Annotated in this window: 14 protein-coding genes; 10 read left to right on the top strand and 4 right to left on the bottom strand. The window is 69.4% G+C overall.

Annotated elements, in window-relative coordinates; genetic code table 11:
• Positions 1–41: 41 nt before the first annotated feature.
• Positions 42–3,854: a GH92 family glycosyl hydrolase gene (locus AC5L3C_RS08020; protein ID WP_493647986.1), complete on the bottom strand. Its 3,813-nt coding sequence runs from the start codon at positions 3,852–3,854 to the stop codon at positions 42–44.
• A gap of 674 nt (positions 3,855–4,528) precedes the next feature.
• Here AC5L3C_RS08020 and ngcE point away from each other — a divergent pair.
• The 9 genes from ngcE to AC5L3C_RS07975 all read left to right on the top strand — a co-directional run bounded on the left by ngcE (position 4,529) and on the right by AC5L3C_RS07975 (position 16,520).
• Complete coding sequence (gene ngcE / locus AC5L3C_RS08015) at positions 4,529–5,872, top strand: N-acetylglucosamine/diacetylchitobiose ABC transporter substrate-binding protein (RefSeq protein ID WP_493653776.1); 1,344 nt, start codon at positions 4,529–4,531, stop codon at positions 5,870–5,872.
• Between the two features lie 7 nt (positions 5,873–5,879).
• Positions 5,880–6,941 carry a carbohydrate ABC transporter permease gene (locus AC5L3C_RS08010; RefSeq protein WP_493647984.1) on the top strand — a complete coding sequence of 354 codons (1,062 nt, stop codon included), beginning with the start codon at positions 5,880–5,882 and terminating at the stop codon, positions 6,939–6,941.
• Positions 6,938–7,846, top strand: a complete 909-nt coding sequence (locus AC5L3C_RS08005; RefSeq protein ID WP_493647982.1) for a carbohydrate ABC transporter permease — start codon at positions 6,938–6,940, stop codon at positions 7,844–7,846. Before AC5L3C_RS08010 ends, AC5L3C_RS08005 begins: the two co-directional genes overlap by 4 nt.
• Positions 7,847–8,023: 177 nt before the next feature.
• A complete protein-coding gene (locus tag AC5L3C_RS08000; RefSeq protein ID WP_493653775.1) occupies positions 8,024–9,235 on the top strand; it encodes an ROK family transcriptional regulator in 1,212 nt (403 codons plus the stop codon).
• Positions 9,236–9,355: 120 nt separating this feature from the next.
• The gene (locus AC5L3C_RS07995; protein ID WP_493647980.1) at positions 9,356–10,468 is read left to right on the top strand and encodes an ABC transporter substrate-binding protein; all 1,113 of its coding nucleotides are present in this window, start codon (positions 9,356–9,358) and stop codon (positions 10,466–10,468) included.
• Positions 10,469–10,648: 180 nt separating this feature from the next.
• Positions 10,649–11,440, top strand: a complete 792-nt coding sequence (locus AC5L3C_RS07990; RefSeq protein ID WP_493647979.1) for an ATP-binding cassette domain-containing protein — start codon at positions 10,649–10,651, stop codon at positions 11,438–11,440.
• Entirely contained in the window at positions 11,437–12,729 is a 1,293-nt protein-coding gene (locus tag AC5L3C_RS07985) for a sugar ABC transporter permease (protein WP_493647977.1), read from the top strand. Before AC5L3C_RS07990 ends, AC5L3C_RS07985 begins: the two co-directional genes overlap by 4 nt.
• Before the next feature lie 209 nt (positions 12,730–12,938).
• On the top strand, positions 12,939–14,867 hold the full coding sequence (gene dxs / locus AC5L3C_RS07980) for a 1-deoxy-D-xylulose-5-phosphate synthase (RefSeq protein WP_493647975.1): 1,929 nt from the start codon (positions 12,939–12,941) through the stop codon (positions 14,865–14,867).
• A gap of 147 nt (positions 14,868–15,014) precedes the next feature.
• Positions 15,015–16,520: an amino acid permease gene (locus AC5L3C_RS07975; protein ID WP_493647974.1), complete on the top strand. Its 1,506-nt coding sequence runs from the start codon at positions 15,015–15,017 to the stop codon at positions 16,518–16,520.
• A 1,316-nt stretch (positions 16,521–17,836) separates the two neighbouring features.
• On the opposite strand, the gene AC5L3C_RS07970 is transcribed toward AC5L3C_RS07975, so the two are convergent.
• The gene (locus AC5L3C_RS07970; RefSeq protein ID WP_493647973.1) at positions 17,837–18,208 is read right to left on the bottom strand and encodes a PIN domain-containing protein; all 372 of its coding nucleotides are present in this window, start codon (positions 18,206–18,208) and stop codon (positions 17,837–17,839) included.
• Between the two features lie 67 nt (positions 18,209–18,275).
• Between AC5L3C_RS07970 and AC5L3C_RS07965 the strand changes: the two genes are divergently transcribed.
• Positions 18,276–19,292 carry a PLL family lectin gene (locus AC5L3C_RS07965; protein WP_493647971.1) on the top strand — a complete coding sequence of 339 codons (1,017 nt, stop codon included), beginning with the start codon at positions 18,276–18,278 and terminating at the stop codon, positions 19,290–19,292.
• A gap of 68 nt (positions 19,293–19,360) precedes the next feature.
• Here AC5L3C_RS07965 and AC5L3C_RS07960 read toward each other — a convergent pair whose 3' ends face one another.
• Positions 19,361–21,490 carry a 3-hydroxyacyl-CoA dehydrogenase NAD-binding domain-containing protein gene (locus tag AC5L3C_RS07960; RefSeq protein ID WP_493647970.1) on the bottom strand — a complete coding sequence of 710 codons (2,130 nt, stop codon included), beginning with the start codon at positions 21,488–21,490 and terminating at the stop codon, positions 19,361–19,363.
• Positions 21,487–22,728, bottom strand: coding sequence for a thiolase family protein (locus tag AC5L3C_RS07955; protein WP_493647968.1), 1,242 nt, complete (start codon positions 22,726–22,728; stop codon positions 21,487–21,489). The genes AC5L3C_RS07960 and AC5L3C_RS07955 overlap by 4 nt, the downstream gene beginning before the upstream one ends.
• Positions 22,729–22,786 lie beyond the last annotated feature (58 nt).

The raw sequence follows: 22,786 nt of genomic DNA, 5'->3' as shown, positions 1-22,786 counted from the left end.
CGGGCCCGGGCGATGCCCGGACCCGCCCTGTGCAGCCGCGGTCAGCTCAGCAGTTCCACCTCCGTCAGCGTCGCCTCACCGGACAGCACCAGCCGGTAGTGGGCGTAGGCCTTCGGCGCGGCGATGGAGAAGGCGCGCAGCTGCCGGTCCCAGCGGAAGGACTCGTCCGTCCGCTTGTCCAGGTCCGTCCACGTCTCCCCGTCGGCCGAGCCCTGGAGCACCCAGCCCGTGGGCGCCTTGGCGTGGTCCGAGGAGGTCAGCGTGTACTGCACCGCCTTGGTCTCCCCGGTGACGGGCAGCTCCACGGTGGACACCGTGGCGCCGGTCGCCGAGGTGTTGTCGAACAGCTTGCCCTCGCCCTTCAGGGCGTCCTTGCGGGGCGTGGGCACCTTGTCGTCCTTGGTGATCGACACCGGTGCCGCGTTCTTGCCGGAGCCCCACGACGAGGGACGCGAGCCCATGTCGAACTCCAGGACGCCGCCCCGGGCGAGCACCGAGTGCGGCAGCGACGTGGAGTTCCAGCGCTTGCCGTTGACCTTCAGGCCCTGCACGTAGACGTTCTTCGCGCTGTTCCTGGGCGCCTTGACGACCAGCTTGCGGCCGTTCTCCAGGTGCACGGTCATCTTCTTGAACAGCGGGGAGCCGATGGCGTACTCGCCGCTGCCCATGACCAGCGGGTAGAAGCCGAGCGAGGAGAACAGGTACCAGGCCGACTGCTCGCCGTTGTCCTCGTCGCCGTGGTAGCCCTGGCCGATGTCGCTGCCGGTGTACAGGCGGGCCAGCACCTCGCGCACGCTCTTCTGGGTCTTCCACGGCTGCCCGGCCGCGTCGTACATGTACAGGGCGTGGTGGGCCACCTGGTTGGAGTGGCCGTACATGCCCATCCGGACGTCCCGCGCCTCGATCATCTCGTGGATGACCCCGCCGTAGGAGCCCTTGAACTCCGAGAAGGCCGTCTCGGGGGTGGACAGGTACGCGTCCAGCTTGTCCGCGAGGCCCTTGCGGCCGCCGTAGAGGTTGGCCAGACCGCGGCTGTCCTGCGGGGCGGTGAAGGCGTAGCCCCAGCCGTTGGTCTCGGTGTAGTCGTGACCCCAGATCCGCGGGTCGTACTTCGAGGACTCCACGCGCCAGTCGCCCTCGAGGTCGCGGCCCTGGAAGAACCCGGCCTCGGAGTCGAAGAGGTTGACGTAGTCCTGGGCGCGGTCGAGGAAGTACGCGGACTCCTCCTTGTAGCGCTTCTCACCGGTCTTCTTGTAGAGGGCCTCGCCCATCTTCGCGATGCCGTAGTCGTTGAGGAAGCCCTCCAGCGCCCACGACATGCCCTCGTGCGTCTCGGTGCTGGTGTAGCCGAGGAACGGCGAGGTGGCCATGCCCTTGCGGCCCACACCGGAGGACGGGGGCACCACGGTGGCGTTCTTCACCGCCGCGTCGTACGCCGTCCTGGCGTCGAGGTCGACGCCCTTGACGTACGCGTCGGCGAACGCGACGTCCGAGGAGGTGCCGGTCATCAGGTCGGCGTAGCCGGGGGAGGACCAGCGGGAGGTCCAGCCGCCGTCCTTGTAGTGCTGCACGAACCCGTCGGCCAGCTCGGCGGCCTTGGACGGGGTCAGGAAGGAGTACGCCGGCCAGGTGGTCCGGTAGGTGTCCCAGAAGCCGTTGTTGACGTACACCTTGCCGTCGACGATCTTCGCGCCGCTGTGCGTCGGGGTGTCGGGGCGCTCCGCCTTGGAGAAGGGGGAGGCGTAGCGGTACTTGCCGTTCACCTTCTCGTGGCCCGAGTTCGGGTACAGGTACAGCCGGTAGAGGCTGGAGTACAGGGTGGTCAGCTGGTCGGGGGTGGCACCCTCGACCTCCACCTTGCCGAGGATCCTGTCCCACTGGCGCTGGGCGTCGCGCTTGACCTTGTCGAAGGAGGCGCGCTTGGGCAGCTCCTGGCGCAGGTTGTCCTTCGCCTGGTCGACGCTGATCAGCGAGGTGGCCAGGCGCAGCGTCACCGTGCGGTCCCGCCCGGCGTCGAAGCGCAGGTGGCCCTGGAGGCCGCTGGAGTCGCCGCCGGTGACCCTGCTGTCGAACTCGCCGTAGACGAACAGCCGGGTCGCGCCCGCGGAGCCGCCGGACTTGACGTCCGAGTAGCCGGAGAAGGAGGCGTTGTCCTTGTCGAGGGTCAGACCGCCCCGCTCCGGGACGTTCTCGTCGCCGGCGTTGTCGAACAGGATGCTCGCGTTCTTGCCCGGGAAGGTGAAGCGCATCATCGCCGCGTGGTCCGTCGGCGTCATCTCCGCCTTCAGCCCGTTTTCGAACCGGACGCCGTAGTAGTACGGCCGCGCGGTCTCGTTCTCGTGCCGGAAGGCCAGCTCGCGTGCCTCGCGTCCGAGGTCCGGGGTGCCGGAGACGGTCGAGGGCATCACCTGGAAGGTCTGCCGGTCGCCCATCCAGGGGCTGGGCTCGTGGCTCGCGCTGAACGCCTGGATCGTCGGGAGGTTGTCGTCGTTGTTGCGGCCCGCGTACTCGTAGAGCCAGTTCGTCGAGCGGGCGTCGGTGACCGGCGTCCAGAAGTTGAAGCCGTGCGGCACGGCCGTCGCGGGGAAGGTGTTGCCGCGCGAGAAGGAGCCGCTGGAGTTGGTGCCCCGGGTGGTCTCCGCGTAGTCGGACAGATGGGCCTTCGGCCGCTCGGGCGCCGCCCGCTTCAGCTCCACGTCGTCCAGCCAGCCGCGGAACTTCGCCGGGCCCTTGGGGGAGTCGTACGCCACCAGGATCCGGTCGACGGTCTTGCCCGCCGCGACCGAACCGATGTCGGAGCGCACGCTGTTCCACTGGTTGACGTACAGCACCTTGGAGTCGCCCTGGCCGCGCGGCGTCAGCGGGAAGCCGTGCTGGTCGGTGGCCTTGAGGCCGCTGAGGTAGGTGCCGTCGGTGAAGGCCAGGTCGACGGAGACGTTGGTGGCGTCGTAGTCGAGTTCGCGGTCCGCCATCCACGGGAAGATCTTGTACGACAGCTCCGTGCGGCGGTCGACCCGCACATTGACGTCGAAGACCTTGTTGTACGAGTACGCCCGGCCCTCGGTGGTGTGCCGGCCGGCGTAGCGCAGGGCCCGCTTGCCGGTGAATCCGGCGTCCGCCTTCGCCGTCGGCGAGCCGGCCGGGCCGCTGTCGACGAGCGAGAGCATGTCCTGCGGTATCGGGTCGGCCACGCCGGTGGACAGCTGGATCTCGGAGAGCTGGAGGGCGTCGCCCGCGCCGTTGTTCTTGGTGAACTCCACCCGCCAGTGCTGGAACTCGGCCGGCTCGTCGAGGTCGTAGACCTTGGTCTGGAAGCGCTCCTCGAAGGACTCGCCGGAGCGGGTGTCCAGGGTCTGCCAGGTCTCGCCGTCCGTCGAGCCCTTGAGCGTCCAGTCCACGGGGTCGCGCACGTCGAAGTCGTTGGCCGAGGTCAAGGCGTACTTGACGATCTTCTTCGGCTCGTTCAGGTCGAACTCGATCCAGCCGGTCGGCGCGAAGGTCAGCCACTTGGTGGCGGACTCGCCGTCGAAGAGGTTGCCCTTCACCTCCTTGCCGGCCGTGTTCTCCCCGCTGGCGCGCACCCCCGTGACATGCTCGGTGACATTGCCCGGAATGCCGTTGGAGAAGCCGCCGTCCACGCCCGAGGCGCGCTTCTTGCCGCCGCGGGTGGTGTCGACGGTGTTGACCCAGTCCGGGGCGGGGTCCCCGGACTCGAACGACGACGCGAACTCGCGGTCCGTTTTCGGCGGTGCCTGGGGCAGCGCCACGGCGACACCCTGCGAGCCCGCGGCCAAAGCGAAGGCGGTCGCCGCGACGACCGCCGAGCTCCATCTGTGCCGAACCCTCTGTTCCATGCGCGAGCACCCTCCCTGCGCTGGACAACGTTGTCAATCACAGTGCGCAGAGACCAGTAGTGGGTCAAGTGGCCCATGGTGTCAAGGGGTTGAATGTGGCATTCGCGTCCGGCGGTAAGGACATTTCCGCTACGGAAGGCATCGGTAAGCCATATTTCCGCGAGGTCTCAACTCGGAAAAGACGTGCGACGAACCTTGCATTCGATCTTGCTCCGTCGGCGTGAAGTGGACTATACCTGTCGGCACTCCGGGGCATCTTTACCGCACCCGACCTCGTACGGCCGCATTTCCTGCACAACCCAGCGTGACCCGAACGCGGTGCCGGGAAGGATCCGGTTCACCGCCTGAGTCCTGGAGAAGGCGAGGACTTGAGCATGGGATCCACCACCGGCGTGGGCCATCGCGATCCGATCAGGCGGAGCGCGACCGCCGCTCCGGCCCCGGCGACTGTTGCGCCGGCATCGCTCAGCTGATCATCGGCGCCGCACCGCGGCTCCGAGACGACGGCGACAACGCCCCACGCGCGGCCGGCGCAGGACCGGTCCGGCCACGCCGGGCGCGCACGCAGCACACTCGTACAGATCCAATCGATCAGTGAGGATGCAGAGATGACCATTCGTCCCGGCTCTCTCGACAGGCGGACGCTCCTGCGCGGGGCCATCGCCACCGCGGCGGTGGGCTCGTTCGCGGTCGCGTGCAGCTCTCCCTCCAGCAACGGCAGCGGCGGCGACGGTGGCCCGAAGGGCGAGAAGAGCGACAGCAACCCGTTCGGCGTCGCCGAGAACTCCACGGTCGAGGCGGCCATCTTCGACGGCGGCTACGGCACCGACTACGTCGACTACACCAACCAGGTGCTCGGCAGCCAGATCAAGGGCCTCAAGGTCAAGGTCGATCCCGTCGTCGACATCGCCCCCCAGCTCCAGCCGCGCTTCGTCGGCGGCAACCCGCCGGACCTCATCGACAACTCCGGTGAGGACCAGATCGGCTTCCTCGGCATCCTCGACCAGCTGGAGGAGCTCGACGACCTCTTCGAGGCCGACACCTACGAGGGCAAGAAGATCGCCGACATCGTCTACCCCGGCGTCAAGGTCCCCGGCACGTTCAGGGACAAGTTCGTCGCGCTCAACTACGTGATGACCGTGTACGGCGTCTGGTACTCGAAGACGCTCTTCGAGGAGAACGGCTGGACCCCGCCGAAGACCTGGGACGAGGCGCTCGACCTCGGCCAGCAGGCGAAGAAGAAGGGCAAGTACCTCTTCGTCCACGGCAAGGAGGCGGCGACCTACTACCGCACCCTCCTGATCGACTCGGCGATCAAGGAGGGCGGCGACGAGGTCCGGCTCGCCCTGGAGAACCTGGAGAAGGGCTGCTGGTCGCACCCGGCCGTCCAGGGCGTCATCAAGGTCATGGAGACCATGGTCAGGCAGAAGATGTTCGTCCCCGGCGGCTCCGGCACCCAGTTCCAGAAGGCGCAGGCGATCTGGAGCAACGACCAGAAGGCGCTGCTCTACCCGTCGGGCGGCTGGATCGAGAACGAGATGAAGAAGGCCACGAAGGCCGACTTCCAGATGACCGGATTCCCGTCGATGACGCTCACCGACAAGCCGGCGATGCCCTACGAGTCGCTCCGCGCGGCCGCCGGTGAGCCGTTCATCGTGCCCAGGCAGGGCAAGAACCCGGCCGGCGCCAAGGAGGTGCTGCGGGCGATGCTGTCGGAGAAGGCGGCCGCCAACTTCTCGGAGACGAAGCTGGCCCCGACGATCGTCAAGGGCACCGTGCCCGCCGACGGCTACGGCTCGACGGCCCTCGTCTCGCAGACGACGATGCTGGAGGCCGCGGGCACCAACATCTTCAACTACATGTTCGTCGAGACCTACGGGATGAACACCGACCAGCTGGTGCCGTGGAACTCGTTCCTCGCCGGCGACCTCGACGGCAAGGGGCTGACCTCGGCCCTGCAGAAGATCTCCGACAAGGTCCGCGAGGACGACTCCGTCGACAAGGTCAAGGTCAGCTAGCACCACGATGAAGGAGACGATCCCCACTGCCGAAACCGCGAGCCGCCGGCCCGAGCCGGCCGCTCGCGGTGGGCGCCCGCGGCGCCGCAAGCTCACGTTCGACCGGGTGACGTTCTTCCTCGCGTTCCTCGGTGTCCCGCTGGCCATCTTCGTGATCTTCGTCCTGATCCCGTTCGGCCAGGCGATCTTCTGGGCGATGACCGACTGGCGCGGCTTCAGCCCCGACTACAACTTCGTCGGCTTCGACAACTTCACGAAGATGTTCCAGGACGACATCTTCCTGAAGGCGTTGCGCAACGTCGCACTCCTCGCGGTCTTCGTGCCGCTGGTGACGCTGACGCTCGCCCTCGGGGTCGCCGTGGCCATCACCCTGGGCGGACCCAGCAAGGGCCCCGTCCGGGGGATCCGGGGAGCGTCGTTCTACCGGATCATCTCGTTCTTCCCCTACGTCGTGCCGGCGATCATCGTCGGTCTGATCTGGGCGCAGATGTACGACCCGAACGCCGGGCTGCTCAACGGCGTCCTCACGGGCCTCGGCCTCGACCAGTTCGACACGTTCGCGTGGCTGGGCGAGAAGGCGACGGCGATGCCGGCCCTGATGTTCGTCATCGTCTGGGGGCTCGTCGGGTTCTACGCGGTGCTCTTCGTCGCCGCGATCAAGGGCGTCCCCGCCGAGCTGTACGAGGCGGCGAGGATCGACGGGGCCGGCCGGCTGCGCACCACGGTCTCGGTCACCCTGCCGGCGATCCGGGACAGCGTGCAGACGGCGTACATCTACCTGGGCATCGCCGCCCTCGACGCGTTCGTCTACGTCCAGGCGATGGTGCCGAACGGCGGCCCGGACAACTCGACCCTGACGATCAGCCAGCGTCTGTTCAACGTCGCTTTCGCCAAGCAGCAGTTCGGCTACGCCACCGCGATGGGCGTCGTCCTCGCCGTCGTCACCCTGGTGTTCGCGGCGCTGGTGTTCCTCGTCAACCGCCTCACGGGCGGCGGCGAGGGCGAGAGCAAGAGGAAAGCACCTGGGTCCAGAGCTCGGCGTGCCGCAGCCAAGGGAGGTGCCGGGTGAGCGTCATCGCCGCCGACCGGAAGACGGCCAGTGACCGTGAACCGGCGAAAGGCCGGAAGGTGACGCGTGCCGCCGCGAGCGGTGACCGCAGATTCGCGGCGATCTCGCACGCCCTGCTGATCCTCTGGTCCGTGATCGTGATCGTGCCCATGCTGTGGGTGCTGATGTCGTCGTTCAAATCGACCGGCGAGATCCTTTCGTCGCCGTTCTCGCTGCCGGACCACTGGCGGATCGAGAATTACGCGAACGCGTGGACCGACGCGAGCATCGGCAAGTACTTCCTGAATTCCGTGATCGTCGTGGTCTCGGCACTGATCCTGGTGATGCTGCTCGGCGCGATGTGCGCCTACATTCTCGCCCGGTTCGAATTCCCCGGCCGCCGGCTGATCTACTACGTCATGCTCGCCGGCCTGACTTTCCCGGTCTTCCTGGCGATCGTTCCGCTCTTCTTCCAGTTGCAGAACTTCGGGCTGCTGAACACGCGTTTCGGACTGATCCTCACCTACGTCGCGTTCGCGCTGCCGTTCACGATGTTCTTTCTCTATGCGTTCTTCCGGTCGCTGCCGCACGACGTGTACGAGGCCGCGCTGATCGACGGTGCCGGGGACTGGCGGGCGTTCTTCCAGGTGATGCTGCCGATGGCCCGTCCGGGCATGGCGGCGGTGGCGATCTTCAACTTCCTGGGGCTGTGGAACCAGTTCCTGCTGCCGGTGGCGCTCAACACCGACCAGGACATGTGGGTGCTCACCCAGGGCATGGCCGCCTACGCGTCCTCGCAGGTCTACGACATCGACTACGGCGCGCTGTTCGCGGCGATCGTCATCACGGTGGTGCCCGTACTGATCGTGTACTGCGTCTTCCAGCGGCGGATCGCCGGTTCGGTGTCACAGGGCACCTTCCGCTGACGCCCACCGCCTCCCGCACGCCGCTCCCCCTGCCGGGAGCGGCGTGCATGTATGTGTCCATGCACCCGGAAACCGTTCAACCTCTTGACGGGAGGCGACCCGAACGGCTCATCTTAGAGTTCACTAGTTGGAATGAGAGGGGCCTCATCGATGCGGCCCCGCGCGCAGGAGGTCGTCGTGGAGACTCCGGGGTCGCAGTCGTCGCTGCACCGAGCCAACCTGGAGCGGGTCGTGCGAGCAGTACGTCTTGCGGGTTCCCTGACCCAGGCGGAGATCGCGAGGACGACCGGCCTGTCCGCGGCCACGGTCTCCAACATCGTCCGGGAACTGAAGGACGGCGGGACGGTCGACGTCACGCCCACCTCGTCCGGCGGACGCCGGGCCCGCAGCGTCTCGCTGAGCGGGGACGCCGGCATCGTCATCGGGGTCGACTTCGGGCACACCCATCTGCGGGTCGCGGTGGGCAACCTGGCCCATCAGGTGCTGGCCGAGGAGGCCGAGCCGCTGGATGTGGACGCCTCCTCCTCGCAGGGGTTCGACCGGGCGGAGCAGCTGGTCAGCCGGCTGATCGAGGCCACCGGCGTGGACCGGTCCAAGGTGGCAGGCGTGGGCCTGGGCGTGCCCGGCCCGATCGACGTGGAGTCCGGCACGCTGGGCTCCACCGCGATCCTGCCCGGCTGGACGGGCACCAGGCCCGCCGAGGAGCTGCGGGGGCGCCTCGGCGTGCCGGTGCACGTGGACAACGACGCCAACCTGGGCGCCCTGGGCGAGATGGTCTGGGGCAGCGGCCGGGGGGTGCGCGACCTGGCGTACATCAAGGTCGCCAGCGGTGTCGGCGCCGGTCTGGTGATCAGTGGGAAGATCTATCGCGGGCCGGGCGGCACCGCCGGGGAAATCGGACATATTACACTCGATGAATCCGGACCCGTGTGCCGTTGCGGCAACCGGGGCTGCCTGGAGACGTTCGCGGCGGCGCGCTATGTGCTTCCGCTGCTCCAGCCCAGTCACGGCACCGACCTGACGATGGAGGGTATCGTCAGGCTGGCACGGGACGGTGATCCGGGCTGTCGTAGGGTGATCGCCGACGTCGGCCGCCACATCGGCAGTGGAGTCGCCAATCTCTGCAATCTGCTGAACCCGAGCCGGGTGGTGCTCGGCGGTGATCTCGCCGAGGCCGGCGAGCTGGTGCTCGGGCCGATCCGGGAGTCCGTGGGCCGCTATGCGATCCCCAGTGCGGCACGTCAACTGTCCGTTCTCCCCGGGGCACTCGGGGGCCGTGCGGAGGTACTCGGAGCGCTCGCTCTCGCGCTGAGCGAGATGGGCGATTCGACGCTTTTGGACGGCACTGAGACGGGGCCACTCACCGCCGTCGGGTCTGCCTTCACTTAGAGAACGGATGGCACCGTTGCCATCTCGTTAAGGATTTACTTCTTGACGTCGCACGTGTGGCCGAGTTGACTTCCAGCCACCTCGGCCGCAACGACGCGGCCTCGTCAGGGAGGTTTCTGAATGAACAAGCGTATGCGTCGTGCTGCTGTTGCCGTTGCCGCGGGCGCCATGGCCGTCTCGCTCGCTGCCTGTGGCAGCGCCGACGAGGCGGGCGGCGCGAAGGACAACGGCGGTTCCGCCGACAAGGGTGACGCGATCAAGGTCGGTCTGCTGCTGCCCGACATCCAGACCGCGCGGTACGAGAAGTTCGACAAGCCCTTGATCGAGAAGAAGGTCGCGGAGCTTACGAACAACAAGGGCGAGGTCGTCTACGCCAACGCCAAGCAGGACGCCAGCCTGCAGAACCAGCAGGTCGACACGATGATCACCAACAAGGTGGATGTGCTCATCGTGGACGCGGTGGACTCCAAGGCCATCGCCGGCTCGGTCCAGAAGGCCAAGGACCAGGGCATCCCGATCGTCGCCTACGACCGCCTCGCCGAGGGCCCGATCGACGCCTACACCTCGTTCGACAACGTCACGGTCGGCAAGACACAGGGCGAGGCCCTGCTGAAGGCCCTGGGCGACAAGGCCAAGGACGGCCAGATCGTCATGATGAACGGGTCCGCCACCGACCCGAACGCCGGCCTGTTCAAGGAGGGCGCGCACTCCGTCCTCGACGGCAAGGTGAACGTCGGCCGCGAGTACGACACCAAGGAGTGGAAGCCGGAGAACGCCAACGCCAACATGCAGGGCGCCATCTCCGCGCTCGGCAAGGACAAGATCATCGGCGTCTACTCCGCCAACGACGGCATGGCGGGCGGCATCATCACCGCCCTCAAGCGGGCCGGCATCGCCGGCATCCCGGTCACCGGCCAGGACGCCGACCTCGCGGGTGTGCAGCGCATCGTCGCCGGTGAGCAGTACATGAGCGTCTACAAGCCCTACCCGCAGGAGGCGGACGTCGCCGCGGAGATGGCCGTCGCGCTGGCCCAGGGCAAGTCGCTCGACTCCATCGCCAAGGACAAGGTGGACAGCCCCACCACCAAGGGGATTCCCGCGGTGCTCGTCCCGGTCGTGTCGCTGACCCAGGAGAACATCAACGACACCGTGATCAAGGACGGCATCCACACCGTCGAGGAGATCTGCACCGACAAGTACAAGGCCGCCTGCGACAAGATCGGCCTCAAGTAAGCAGTCCCCAAGTCCCGTGACACACCGGGGAGTCCGTGATCCGGACTCCCCGACGGGATGACTGCCACGCGCTTCCGCCGGCGCCCCGCACACACCAGCCCCGCAAGCTACGCGGGGCGCCGGACGGAACAACCCCCCAGTCCTCTGCACAACCTCCCGCCGGGTCAGGCGGCGAAGGAGATGGTTCACGTGTCCGCTACGCCCGTGCTGGCGTTGCGCGGGGTCTCCAAGCGATTCGGTGCCGTCCAGGCGCTCACCGACGTAGAGCTTGAGGTCCACGCCGGTGAGGTGGTCGCCCTGGTGGGCGACAACGGTGCCGGAAAGTCCACGCTGGTCAAGACGATCGCCGGCGTGCATCCCATCGATGAGGGCGTCATCGAGTGGGAAGGGAAGGGCGTCCAGATCAACAAGCCGAACGACGCCCAGCACCTCGGCATCGCGACGGTCTACCAGGACCTCGCGCTGTGCGACAACATCGACGTCGTCGGCAACCTCTACCTGGGCCGGGAGCTGCGCAGGCGCGGCGTTCTGGACGAGGTCGAGATGGAGCGCCGCTCCCGCGACCTCCTCGACACCCTTTCCATCCGCATCCCCAGCGTCCGGATCCCGGTCGCCTCCCTCTCCGGAGGCCAGCGTCAGGTCGTGGCCATCGCCCGGTCCATGCTCGGCGAGCCCCAGCTGGTGATCCTCGACGAGCCGACCGCCGCCCTCGGCGTCGAGCAGACCGCCCAAGTCCTCGACCTCGTCGAACGGCTGCGCGAGCGCGGACACGCGGTCATCCTCATCAGCCACAACATGGCCGATGTGAAGGCTGTGGCGGACAAGGTGGCCGTGCTGCGCCTCGGACGCAACAACGGCGTCTTCGAGGTCAAGTCGACCTCTCAGGAAGAGATCATCTCCGCCATCACGGGCGCCACGGAGAACGCCGTGACCCGTCGTGCGGCGCGCACCAATGGGGAGATCAAGAAGTGAGCACCGAAAAGACCTCCACCCCCGCCGCGGACCACGTCGTGGACAACCCCGAGGCCGCGGCCGCCGCGGTCACCGCGGTCGACCCCCGGCTGCTCATCCGCGAGCAGGGCCTCAAGGGCTACTGGAACGAGTTCAAGCGGAAGATGAAGGCCGGTGACCTCGGCTCCATCCCCGTCGTGGCCGGGCTGCTGATCATCTGGGCCATCTTCACCAGCCTGAACTCCAACTTCCTCACCGCCGGCAACTTCTCCAACATGTCCGTCGCCATGGTCGGCACGGGCATGATCGCCGTCGGTATCGTCTTCGTCCTGCTGCTCGGTGAGATCGACCTGTCGGTCGGCTCGGTCAGCGGTGTCGCGGGCGCCGCCTTCGCGGTCATGAGCGTCACCCACGGCATGAACGAGGTGCTGGCCCTGGTGCTGGCGGTCCTCACCGGCACGGTGGCCGGCGCCCTCCACGGCTTCGTGTTCGCCCGCATCGGTGTCCCGGCCTTCGCCGTGACCCTGGCCGGCCTGCTGTTCTGGCAGGGTTTCATGCTGCAGATCCTGGGCAGCGACGGCACGATCAACCTCGACGCGGACGGCTTCGCCGTCAAGCTGACCAGCTACTACTTCACCGACATCGCCGCCGCGTACGGCCTGGCGACGGCCGCCACGGTGGTGTACTTCGTCTCGGCGTTCTTCGACAACCGCCGCCGTGAGGCCGCCGGGGTGCCGTCCCGGCCGCTGAACGAGATCATCGTACGGACCGTGCTGCTCGCGGTGCTGGCGTTCGCCGCCGCCGTCGTCTTCAACGAGCACCGCGGTCTGCCGCTGGCGCTGGTGATCTTCCTGGGCTTCCTGGTCCTCACCGACTTCGTGCTCCGCCGCACGTCCTACGGCCGCAAGGTCTTCGCGCTCGGCGGCAGCGTCGAGGCGTCGCGCCGTGCGGGTATCAACGTGGTGGCGGTCCGGATCTCGGTCTTCGCGATCGCCGGCACCTTCGCCGCGATCGGCGGCCTGTTCGTCGCCTCGAACATCGCCTCCGCCAACCAGGGCGCGGGTACCGGTGAGTTCCTGATGAACGTCATCGCCGCGGCCGTCATCGGTGGTACGTCGCTGTTCGGTGGCCGTGGCCGCACCTGGGACGCGCTGCTCGGTGTGATGGTGATCATCTCGATCACCTACGGTCTGGCGCTGGAGGGCATCGCCTCGCCGGTGCAGTACATGATCACCGGTGGTGTGCTGCTGGCGACCGTCGTCATCGACGCGGTCACCCGCAAGACGCAGAAGACCGCGGGCCGCGCCTAGGGTCCGGGCCCCGCGCCCCCGAAGTACGTCGCTGTCGCCCGGTGCCCTTCCAGGTGCCGGGCGACAGCCGTGTCGTAGGGCGGGCGCATCCGGGGTACAGCTGATCGGGTGATGTATGACCCACTGCCCGGGGTTGGTCCGGCGGAGCGGAACATTAGACTCGACCCGCCCGGCAACAGCTCGATCAGCTCTACTGCAAGGAGGCACGGGTGCCGCTGCTGACCCGCATCAGGGGACCGCGCGATCTGGACCGGCTCAGCCCGGAGGAGCTCGACCAGCTGGCCGGGGAGATCCGGACCTTCCTCGTCGAGGCGGTCTCCAAGACCGGCGGCCACCTCGGCCCCAACCTCGGTGTGGTGGAGCTCACCATCGCCCTGCACCGGGTCTTCGAATCGCCCAGGGACAAGGTGCTCTGGGACACCGGCCACCAGTCCTACGTGCACAAGCTGCTGACCGGCCGGCAGGACTTCTCCAAGCTGAAGATGAAGGGCGGCCTGTCCGGCTACCCCTCGCAGGCCGAGTCCGAGCACGACGTCATCGAGAACAGCCACGCCTCCACCGTGCTCGGCTGGGCCGACGGCATCGCCAAGGCCAACCAGCTCATGAAGCGCGACGACAGCCACGTCGTCGCGGTCATCGGCGACGGCGCGCTCACCGGCGGCATGGCCTGGGAGGCGCTGAACAACATCGCCGACGCCAAGGACCGCCCGCTCGTCATCGTCGTCAACGACAACGAGCGCTCCTACTCGCCCACCATCGGCGGCCTCGCCAACCATCTCGCGACCCTGCGCACCACCGACGGCTACGAGCGCTTCCTGACCCGCACCAAGGACCTCCTGGAGCGCACTCCGGTCGTCGGCAAGCCCCTCTTCGACACCCTGCACGGCGCCAAGAAGGGCCTGAAGGACTTCATCGCCCCGCAGGGCATGTTCGAGGACCTCGGCCTCAAGTACGTCGGCCCCATCGACGGCCACGACATCGAGGCGCTGGAGTCCGCGCTGACCCGCGCCAAGCGGTTCAACGGCCCGGTGATCGTGCACTGCCTCACCGAGAAGGGCCGCGGCTACCAGCCCGCACTCCAGGACGAGGCCGACCGCTTCCACGCCGTCGGCAGGATCCACCCCGACACGGGGCTGCCGATCGCCACCTCCGGCGCCGACTGGACCTCCGTCTTCGGCGAGGAGATGGTCAAGCTCGGCGAGGAGCGCGAGGACGTCGTCGCCATCACCGCCGCCATGCTCCAGCCGGTCGGCCTGGACAAGTTCGCCAAGCGCTTCCCCGACCGGGTCTACGACGTCGGCATCGCCGAGCAGCACGGCGCCGTCTCCGCGGCGGGCCTCGCCCACGCGGGCGTGCACCCCGTCTTCGCCGTCTACGCCACCTTCCTGAACCGCGCCTTCGACCAGGTGCTGATGGACGTGGCCCTGCACAGGTGCGGCGTGACGTTCGTGCTCGACCGGGCCGGCATCACCGGCACCGACGGCGCCTCCCACAACGGCATGTGGGACATGTCTATCCTTCAGGTCGTCCCCGGGCTGCGGCTGGCCGCCCCGCGCGACGCCGACCAGGTCCGCGCCCAGCTCCGTGAGGCCGTGTCCGTCGAGGACGCGCCCACCGTGGTGCGCTTCTCCAAGGGTGCCGTCGGACCCGCCGTGCCCGCCGTGGGCCGCGTCGGCGGCATGGACGTCCTGCGCGAGCCCGGCACCAACACCCCCGACGTGCTGCTGGTGTCGGTGGGAGCGCTCGCCCCGATGTGCCTGGAGGCCGCCGCCCTGCTGGACCGGCAGGGCATCTCCGCCACCGTCGTCGACCCGCGCTGGGTCAAGCCCGTCGACGAGGCGATGGCGCCGCTCGCCGCGAAGCACCGCGTCGTCGTCACCGTCGAGGACAACTCCCGCGTCGGCGGTGTCGGCTCCACGATCGCCCAGGCGCTGCGCGACGCCGGCGTGGACGTGCCGCTGCGCGACTTCGGCATCCCGCCGCGCTTCCTCGACCACGCCTCCCGCGCCGAGGTGATGGCGGAGATCGGGCTGACCGCCCCCGACATCGCCCGTCAGGTCACCGGACTGGTCGCCAAGCTCGACGGGTTGCGCGACGCGCCTTCCGCCGCCGACGCGGTGGAACCCGCCCGCGACTGAACCGCATCAGGCGTCGCCCGGATGGGCCGCGCGTGCCACTGTGAAGAGTGGCGCGCGCGGCCCGTTTGCGTGAGGGCGCACGCGCCGGGGGATACGACCTACGCCCCCTCTCGATCATGTCGAGGACGACAAGCGTGGGAGGTACCCGTGACAAGCCCCCTCTTCAGGACGAAGAAGGTCGAGCAGTCCATCCGCGACACCGAGGAACCGGAGCATGCGCTCAAGAAGTCCCTCTCCGCGCTGGATCTGACCGTCTTCGGTGTCGGTGTCATCATCGGCACCGGCATCTTCGTCCTCACCGGTACGGTCGCCAAGGACAACGCCGGGCCGGCCACGGCCATCGCGTTCGTGGTGGCCGGTGTGGTGTGCGCGCTCGCCGCGCTCTGCTACGCCGAGTTCGCCTCCACCGTCCCGGTGGCGGGCTCCGCGTACACCTTCTCGTACGCCTCCCTGGGGGAACTGCCCGCCTGGATCATCGGCTGGGACCTGGTCCTGGAGTTCGCGCTCGGCACGGCGGTGGTGGCCGTCGGCTGGTCGGGGTACATCCAGTCGCTCATGGACAACGCCGGCTGGGAGATGCCCGCGGCGCTCGGCAGCCGGGAGGGCTCGGACGTCTTCGGGTTCGACATCCTCGCCGCCGCCCTGGTGCTGGTGCTCACCGGCATCCTCGTCCTCGGCATGAAGCTGTCCGCCCGCGTCACCTCGCTCGTCGTCGCCATCAAGGTGACCGTGGTCCTCGTGGTGATCATCGCGGGGGCGTTCTTCATCACCGCCGACAACTACGACCCGTTCATCCCGGACTCCAAGCCGGTGCCCGCCGGGGACAGCCTCGATTCGCCGCTCATCCAGCTGATCTTCGGCTGGGCCCCGGCCAACTTCGGCGTGATGGGCATCTTCACGGCCGCGTCGGTGGTGTTCTTCGCCTTCATCGGCTTCGACATCGTCGCCACGGCCGCGGAGGAGACCAAGAACCCGCAGCGCGACATGCCCCGCGGCATCCTGGGCTCGCTGTTCATCTGCACGTTGCTGTACGTGCTGGTGTCGATCGTCGTCACCGGTATGCAGCACTACACCGAGCTGTCCGTGGACGCGCCGCTCGCGGACGCCTTCAAGGCCACCGGGCATCCCTGGTTCGCGGGCTTCATCAGCTTCGGGGCCGCCGTCGGACTGACGACCGTCTGCATGATCCTGCTGCTCGGGCAGACCCGGGTCTTCTTCGCGATGAGCCGCGACGGGCTGCTGCCGCGGTTCTTCTCCCGGGTCCACCCCCGGTTCAGGACCCCACACCGGCCGACCATCCTGCTCGGTGTCGCGATCGCGATCCTCGCGGGCTTCACCCCGCTGAACGAACTGGCCGCGCTGGTGAACATCGGCACGCTGTTCGCCTTCGTGATCGTCGCCATCAGCGTGATCATCCTGCGCCGGACCCGGCCCGACCTGCCGCGCGCCTTCCGCACGCCGTGGGTCCCGTTCCTGCCGATCGTGTCGGTCGGCGCGTCCCTGTGGCTGATGCTGAACCTGCCGGCCGAGACGTGGGTCCGCTTCGGCATCTGGATGGCCATCGGCATCGTCGTCTACTTCCTCTACAGCCGCACCCACAGCCGCCTGGCCCGAACCCCGGAGGAACCAACCCCTGCCCCACCCGCCCCCTGACACCGTGGCCTGCTCCGAGGCGGGCCACGGAACCACTGTCCGGGCCACACCCGGGCAGCCCGGCCGCCATCCCGTGCTGCGCCGGTGGCGCGGTGTGCCGAAGGCCCTGGACGGCCGCGCGACGCGCCTTCCCGCGCGGCGCCGGTGGCGCGGTGCGCCGAAGGCCCTGGACGGCCGCGCGACGCGCCTTCCACGCAGGGTGCCGGACCGTCTGAAGGGCCGTGGCCCGGCTTCCGGAGGCGGGCTCGCGGCGCGTTCCTCTTGCGGTGTCGCTCGCGGTCGGCCCTCGACCGGCGGGAGCGGACGGCCGCGGCCGAGCCGGTACGCGCTGGGCGATCAGCGGGCCGGGGCTGAGCCACAGCGCGTGGTGCGTGCGTCCTTCGCGGAGCGGCGGGATCTCGCGTCGCTTGCGGGGCGGCCGCCTGGGCTTTCAGGGCGGGCCCTCGGTGCGCTCCTGCCCGTGCCGCGCCGCACCCGGGCGCGGGCTGCTGGATGGCCCGAAGGACCGTGGCCCTGGGCTGCTGAGGGGGCTCGTGGTGGGTGCCTTCCCGGGCAGCGCCGGGGGCGCGGGGTGCTGACCGGTCCGGCGGGCCGTGATGTGGGCGTGGGCCCACGGGGAAGCGGGCTCGGGGTGTGTGCTTTCCCGGGTTGCACCGAGCTCGTGGGGGTGCTCGTCCGCTTGATGGGGTGTGGTTCGGGCTTCGGGGATAGGGCTCCCGGCGCGTTCTTTCGCGGGCTGCGCCCAGGGGTGCGGGGTGCTGACCGGTGGGGCGGGCTGTGATGTGGGCGTGGGCCGGTGGGGGAGCGGGGTCGGGGTGTGTGTTTTCCCGGGTTGCGTCGAGGTTGCGGGGGTGCTCGTCCGCTTGATGGGGTGTGGTTCGGGCTTCGGGGATAGGGCTCCCGGCGCGTTCTTTCGCGGGCTGCGCCCAGGGGTGCGGGGTGCTGACCGGTGGGGCGGGCTGTGATGTGGGCGTGGGCCGGTGGGGGAGCGGGGTCGGGGTGTGTGTTTTCCCGGGCTGCGTCGAGGTTGCGGGGTGTTCGACCGCTTGATGGGGTGTGGTTCGGGCTTCCGGGGGGACGGACCCCCGGCGCGTTCTTCCCGGGCTGCGCCGGACGTCGCGGGGTGCCGGGCCGCCCGAAAGGGGTGCGGTCGCCTGGACCTCCGGGGCGGCGGTGCGTCCGTGCCCGGTCGGCGGGCGGGTGTGGTGCCGGCCGGTGCCCGAGGTGCGGCGGACTGCCGTAGCGGGTGGGCGAAAGGGGTGTTCGCCCCGCACGCGGTGGGAGGGCCGGGAACGCGGCAGCGCGGGGCGGCGGGGTCAGGGGCGTACCGTGCGAGGGCCTGCCGTGTCGGCGCCCAGGGCGGTTACTCTGCGGCGGAGTTCCCGGTCGGCCGTGACGACCAGGACCGGGCGGGCCCCCGCCTCGGCCACCAGGGTGACCATGTGGTCGTCGCCGCTCGCCGGGGCGGACTCCACCCGGACGCCCGGGACCGACTCCACGCCCCGGGCCGCCCCCTCGACGACCAGCACGATCTCCACGGGCCCGGGACGGCCGGGCACCCCGTCCGCGGCCAGCCGGTCGCGGAGGCGTTCCGCGGCGCCCCGGCGGTCCCGCCACCATCCGTCGGGCACCGACCCGACGACATTCGCGGCGTCGACGATCACGAGCGTGGCGGCGGTGTCGTTCATGCCGTCAGGGTCCCACGAGGGGGCGCCCCGCCCGCGCCCCGCGCACCGCCTTGCATAGGGTGAAGTGGTGAACGGCGACTGGCTCCTCCGCGGCCGCGACGGCCGCCTCACCGTCTATCTGCCGTCGGACGACGCCCTGAGGTGCCGCGCGGAACTGGCGCCCGGCGGCGCCTGGGAGCCAGCCCGCCGGATCGGCGGCGACCAGAAGCTGTGCCCCGGACCGGCCGTCGGACAGGGCGCCGACGGCTACGCCCATCTCGTCGCCTGGCGGCCCACCGGGAACGGCCAGGCCGGCCTGGTCCACTCCACCCACTTCCGCCCCCGGCTCGCCCCGCTGGACTGGATCCCCGTCGGCCACCCCGACACAAAGGGTGAGCGCACCGGCACCCCGGCCGTCGCCGTCGACGACCGGGGCCGCGCCCATGTCTTCGTCCGTGACAAGGACGGCGGGGTGAGCATGCTGGCGCAGAAGGAGAAGGGCGGCTGGGAGCCGTGGGCCCGGCTCGGGGGAGAGGAGGTCCACGAGGAACTCGCCGCCGTCACGGGGGAGTCGGGCCGGGTCGAGCTGTACGCGGCCGGTCCGGGCGGAATCCTGCACTGGCGTCAGGAGGAGTCCGGCAAGCAACCGGTGCGGGCGGAGGACATCGACGTACCCGTACGGCCGGGCACCCTGCGCGCCCTGGCCACGTCGGCCGGGCACACCACCGTCTTCTTCACCGACGAGCGCGACGAGGTGTGCGCCTGGCGCCCCGGCGAGGCACCGGTTCCCCTGATCACCGCGGCCGGTCCCGGCCCGGTCTCCGCCGTGCGCTGCGACATCGACGGCCACGACTGCACCGTACTGGCCCAGCGCTCGGCCAGTGGCCGGGTCGCGTTCGCCGCGTACCCCACCGAGCAGGAGTCCGCCGGCGCCTGGTGGACCGAGTCCGGTCCCCAACTGCCCGCCGACGCCCGGGTGTCCGTCGCCCTCGACGAGCAGGACGAGATCGTTGCGGCCTCCCTCGTCCCGTCCACCGGCACCCTGCTGCTCACCCGCCGCAAGGACGAACCGGGGCTGGCCCTGCGGGCGTGGCGGGAGGTCTGAAAAAGGGGGGGCGGGCCGTACGGAACGTCGTCCGTGCGGCCCGCCCCCGGTGCGGGGACCGCCCTCGGTTACGCCGGGACGCTCGCCACGCCCTGCTCCAGGAACCTCGTGCCGTTGACCCGCTCGGAGACGCCCTCACGGTCCAGGTACGGCGTGATGCCGCCCAGGTGGAACGGCCAGCCGGCGCCGGTGATCAGGCACAGGTCGATGTCCTGGGCCTCGGCGACGACGCCCTCGTCGAGCATGAGCCCGATCTCCCGTGCCACCGCGTCCAGCACCCGCGCCCGGACCTGCTCCTCGGTGAGGACGGTACCGCCCTGCTCGAGCAGCGCGGCGACCTCCGGGTCCAGCTCGGGCTTGCCGCTGTCGTAGACGTAGAAGCCGCGCTTGCCCGCCTCCACGACCCGCTTGAGGTTCGGGGAGACCGTGAAGCGGTCCGGGAACGCCCGGTTGAGGGTCTCGGACACGTGCAGACCGATCGCCGGGCCGACCAGCTCCAGCAGCACCAGCGGCGACATCGGCAGACCGAGCGGCTCGACGGCCTTCTCGGCCACGTCGACCGGGGTGCCCTCGTCGATGACGTTCTGGATCTCGCCCATGAAGCGGGTCAGGATGCGGTTCACGACGAACGCCGGGGCGTCCTTCACCAGCACCGCGGTCTTCTTCAGCTTCTTGGCGACGCCGAACGCCGTGGCCAGCGAGGCGTCGTCGGTCTGCTCGCCGCGCACGATCTCGAGCAGCGGCAGCACCGCGACCGGGTTGAAGAAGTGGAAGCCGACGACCCGCTCGGGGTGCTTCAGCTTCGAGGCCATCTCGGAGACGGACAGCGAGGAGGTGTTGGTGGCGAGGATCGCGTGCGCCGGGGCGACCGCCTCGACCTCGGCGAACACCTGCTGCTTGACGCCCATCTCCTCGAACACGGCCTCGATGACGAAGTCGGCGTCCGCGAAGCCCTCGGCCTTGTCCAGCACACCCGAGACCAGCGCCTTGAGGCGGTTGGCCTTGTCCTGGTTGATCCGGCCCTTGCCGAGCAGCTTGTCGATCTCGGAGTGGACGTAGCCCACGCCCTTGTCGATGCGCTCCTGGTCGATGTCCGTGAGGACGACCGGCACCTCGAGGCGGCGCAGAAACAGCAGCGCCAGCTGGGAGGCCATCAGACCGGCGCCGACGACACCGACCTTGGTGACCGGGCGGGCCAGGTTCTTGTCCGGGGCGCCCGCGGGGCGCTTGGCGCGCTTCTGCACCAGGTTGAACGCGTAGATGCCGGCGCGCAGTTCGCCGCCCATGATCAGGTCGGCGAGCGCCTTGTCCTCGGCGTCGTAGCCCTGCTGGAGGTCGCCGTTCTTCGCCGCGGCGATGATGTCCAGCGCGCGGTAGGCGGCGGGGGCGGCGCCGTGCACCTTGGAGTCGGCGATGGAGCGGCCCTTGGCGACGGCCTGGTCCCAGGCCTCACCGCGGTCGATCACGGGACGCTCGACGACGATCTCGCCCTTGAGGACGGACGCGGTCCACAGCAGCGACTGCTCCAGGAAGTCCGCGCCCTCGAAGATCGCGTCGGCGATGCCGAGTTCGTGGACCTGCACGCCCTTGAGCTGCTTGTTCTGGTTGAGGCTGTTCTCGATGATCACCGAGACGGCCTTGTCGGCGCCGATCAGGTTCGGCAGCAGGGTGCAGCCGCCCCAGCCCGGCACCAGACCGAGGAAGACCTCGGGCAGGGAGAAGGCGGGCAGCGCCGCGGACACCGTGCGGTACGTGCAGTGCAGCCCGACCTCGACGCCACCGCCCATGGCGGCGCCGTTGTAGTACGCGAAGGTCGGCACGGCCAGGCCGGCCAGCCGCTTGAAGACGTCGTGGCCGCCCTTGCCGATGGCCAGCGCGTCCTCGTGCCGCTTCAGCAGCTCGACGCCCTTGAGGTCGGCGCCGACGGCGAAGATGAACGGCTTGCCGGTGACACCGACGCCGACGATCTCGCCGTCCGCGGCCTCCTTCTCGACCCGGTCGATCGCGGCGTCGATGTTCGCCAGCGACTGCGGGCCGAGGGTGGTCGGCTTGGTGTGGTCGTGACCGTTGTCCAGCGTGATCAGCGCGAACCGGCCCGCGCCGAGCGGCAGGTCGAAGTGGCGTACGTGCGCCTGCGTGACGACCTCGCCGGGGAACAGCTCGGCCGCACCCTTCAGAAGCTCTGCGGTGGTGCTCACTTGTCCCCCTCGAAGTGCGGGTTCTCCCAGATGACCGTGGCGCCCATGCCGAAGCCGACGCACATGGTGGTGAGGCCGTAGCGGACCTGCGGCTGCTCCTCGAACTGGCGGGCCAGCTGCGTCATCAGACGGACGCCGGAGGAGGCCAGCGGGTGGCCGAAGGCGATGGCGCCGCCGTACTGGTTGACGCGTGCGTCGTCGTCGGCGATGCCGTAGTGCTCCAGGAACGCGAGGACCTGGACGGCGAAGGCCTCGTTGATCTCGAACAGGCCGATGTCGTCGATGGACAGGCCCGCCTGCGCGAGGGCCTTCTCCGTCGCCGGGATCGGGCCGTAGCCCATGACCTCCGGCTCCACACCCGCGAAGGAGTAGGAGACGAGGCGCATCTTCACCGGGAGGTTGTTCTCGCGGGCGAAGTCCTCGGAGGCGATGAGGGAGGCGGTGGCGCCGTCGTTCAGACCGGCCGCGTTGCCCGCGGTGACCCGGCCGTGGACGCGGAACGGCGTCTTGAGGTTCGCCAGGTTCTCCAGCGTCGTGCCCGGACGCATCGGCTCGTCGGCGGTGACCAGGCCCCAGCCGGTCTCGCCGGCCGACCCCGCGGCGGAGCCGCTGTCGGGCACAGTGGTGCGGCGCACCGAGATCGGCACCAGGTCGGCCTGGATCTTGCCGTTGGCGTACGCCTTGGCGGCCTTCTCCTGGGAGCGCACGGCGTACTCGTCGGCCCGCTGCTTGGTGATGCCCGGGTAGCGGTCGTGCAGGTTCTCGGCGGTCATGCCCATGAACAGGGCGGACTCGTCGACCAGCTTCTCGGAGACGAACCGCGGGTTGGGGTCGACGCCCTCGCCCATCGGGTGGCGGCCCATGTGCTCGACACCGCCCGCGATGGCGATGTCGTACGCGCCGAAGGCAACGGAGCCGGCCACCGTGGTGACGGCGGTCAGCGCGCCGGCGCACATGCGGTCGATGGAGTAGCCGGGGACCGAGGTGGGCAGGCCCGCGAGGATGCCGGCCGTGCGGCCGATGGTCAGGCCCTGGTCGCCGATCTGCGTGGTCGCGGCGACGGCGACCTCGTCGATCTGCTTCGGGTCGAGACCGGGGTTGCGGCGCAGCAGCTCCCGGATCGCCTTCACGACGAGGTCGTCGGCCCGGGTCTCGTGGTAGATGCCCTTCGGGCCCGCCTTGCCGAACGGGGTGCGGACGCCGTCGACGAAGACGACGTCCCTGACGGTACGAGGCACGATGGCTCTCCTCCAGGTACGGGATGCTGAGCGCTTGCTTACAGCCTATGCTACTTAT

The organism is Streptomyces speibonae, assembly GCF_984686075.1.
The sequence above is the reverse complement of the archived record's forward strand: the minus strand, read 5'-3'. Positions and strand labels throughout refer to the sequence as shown.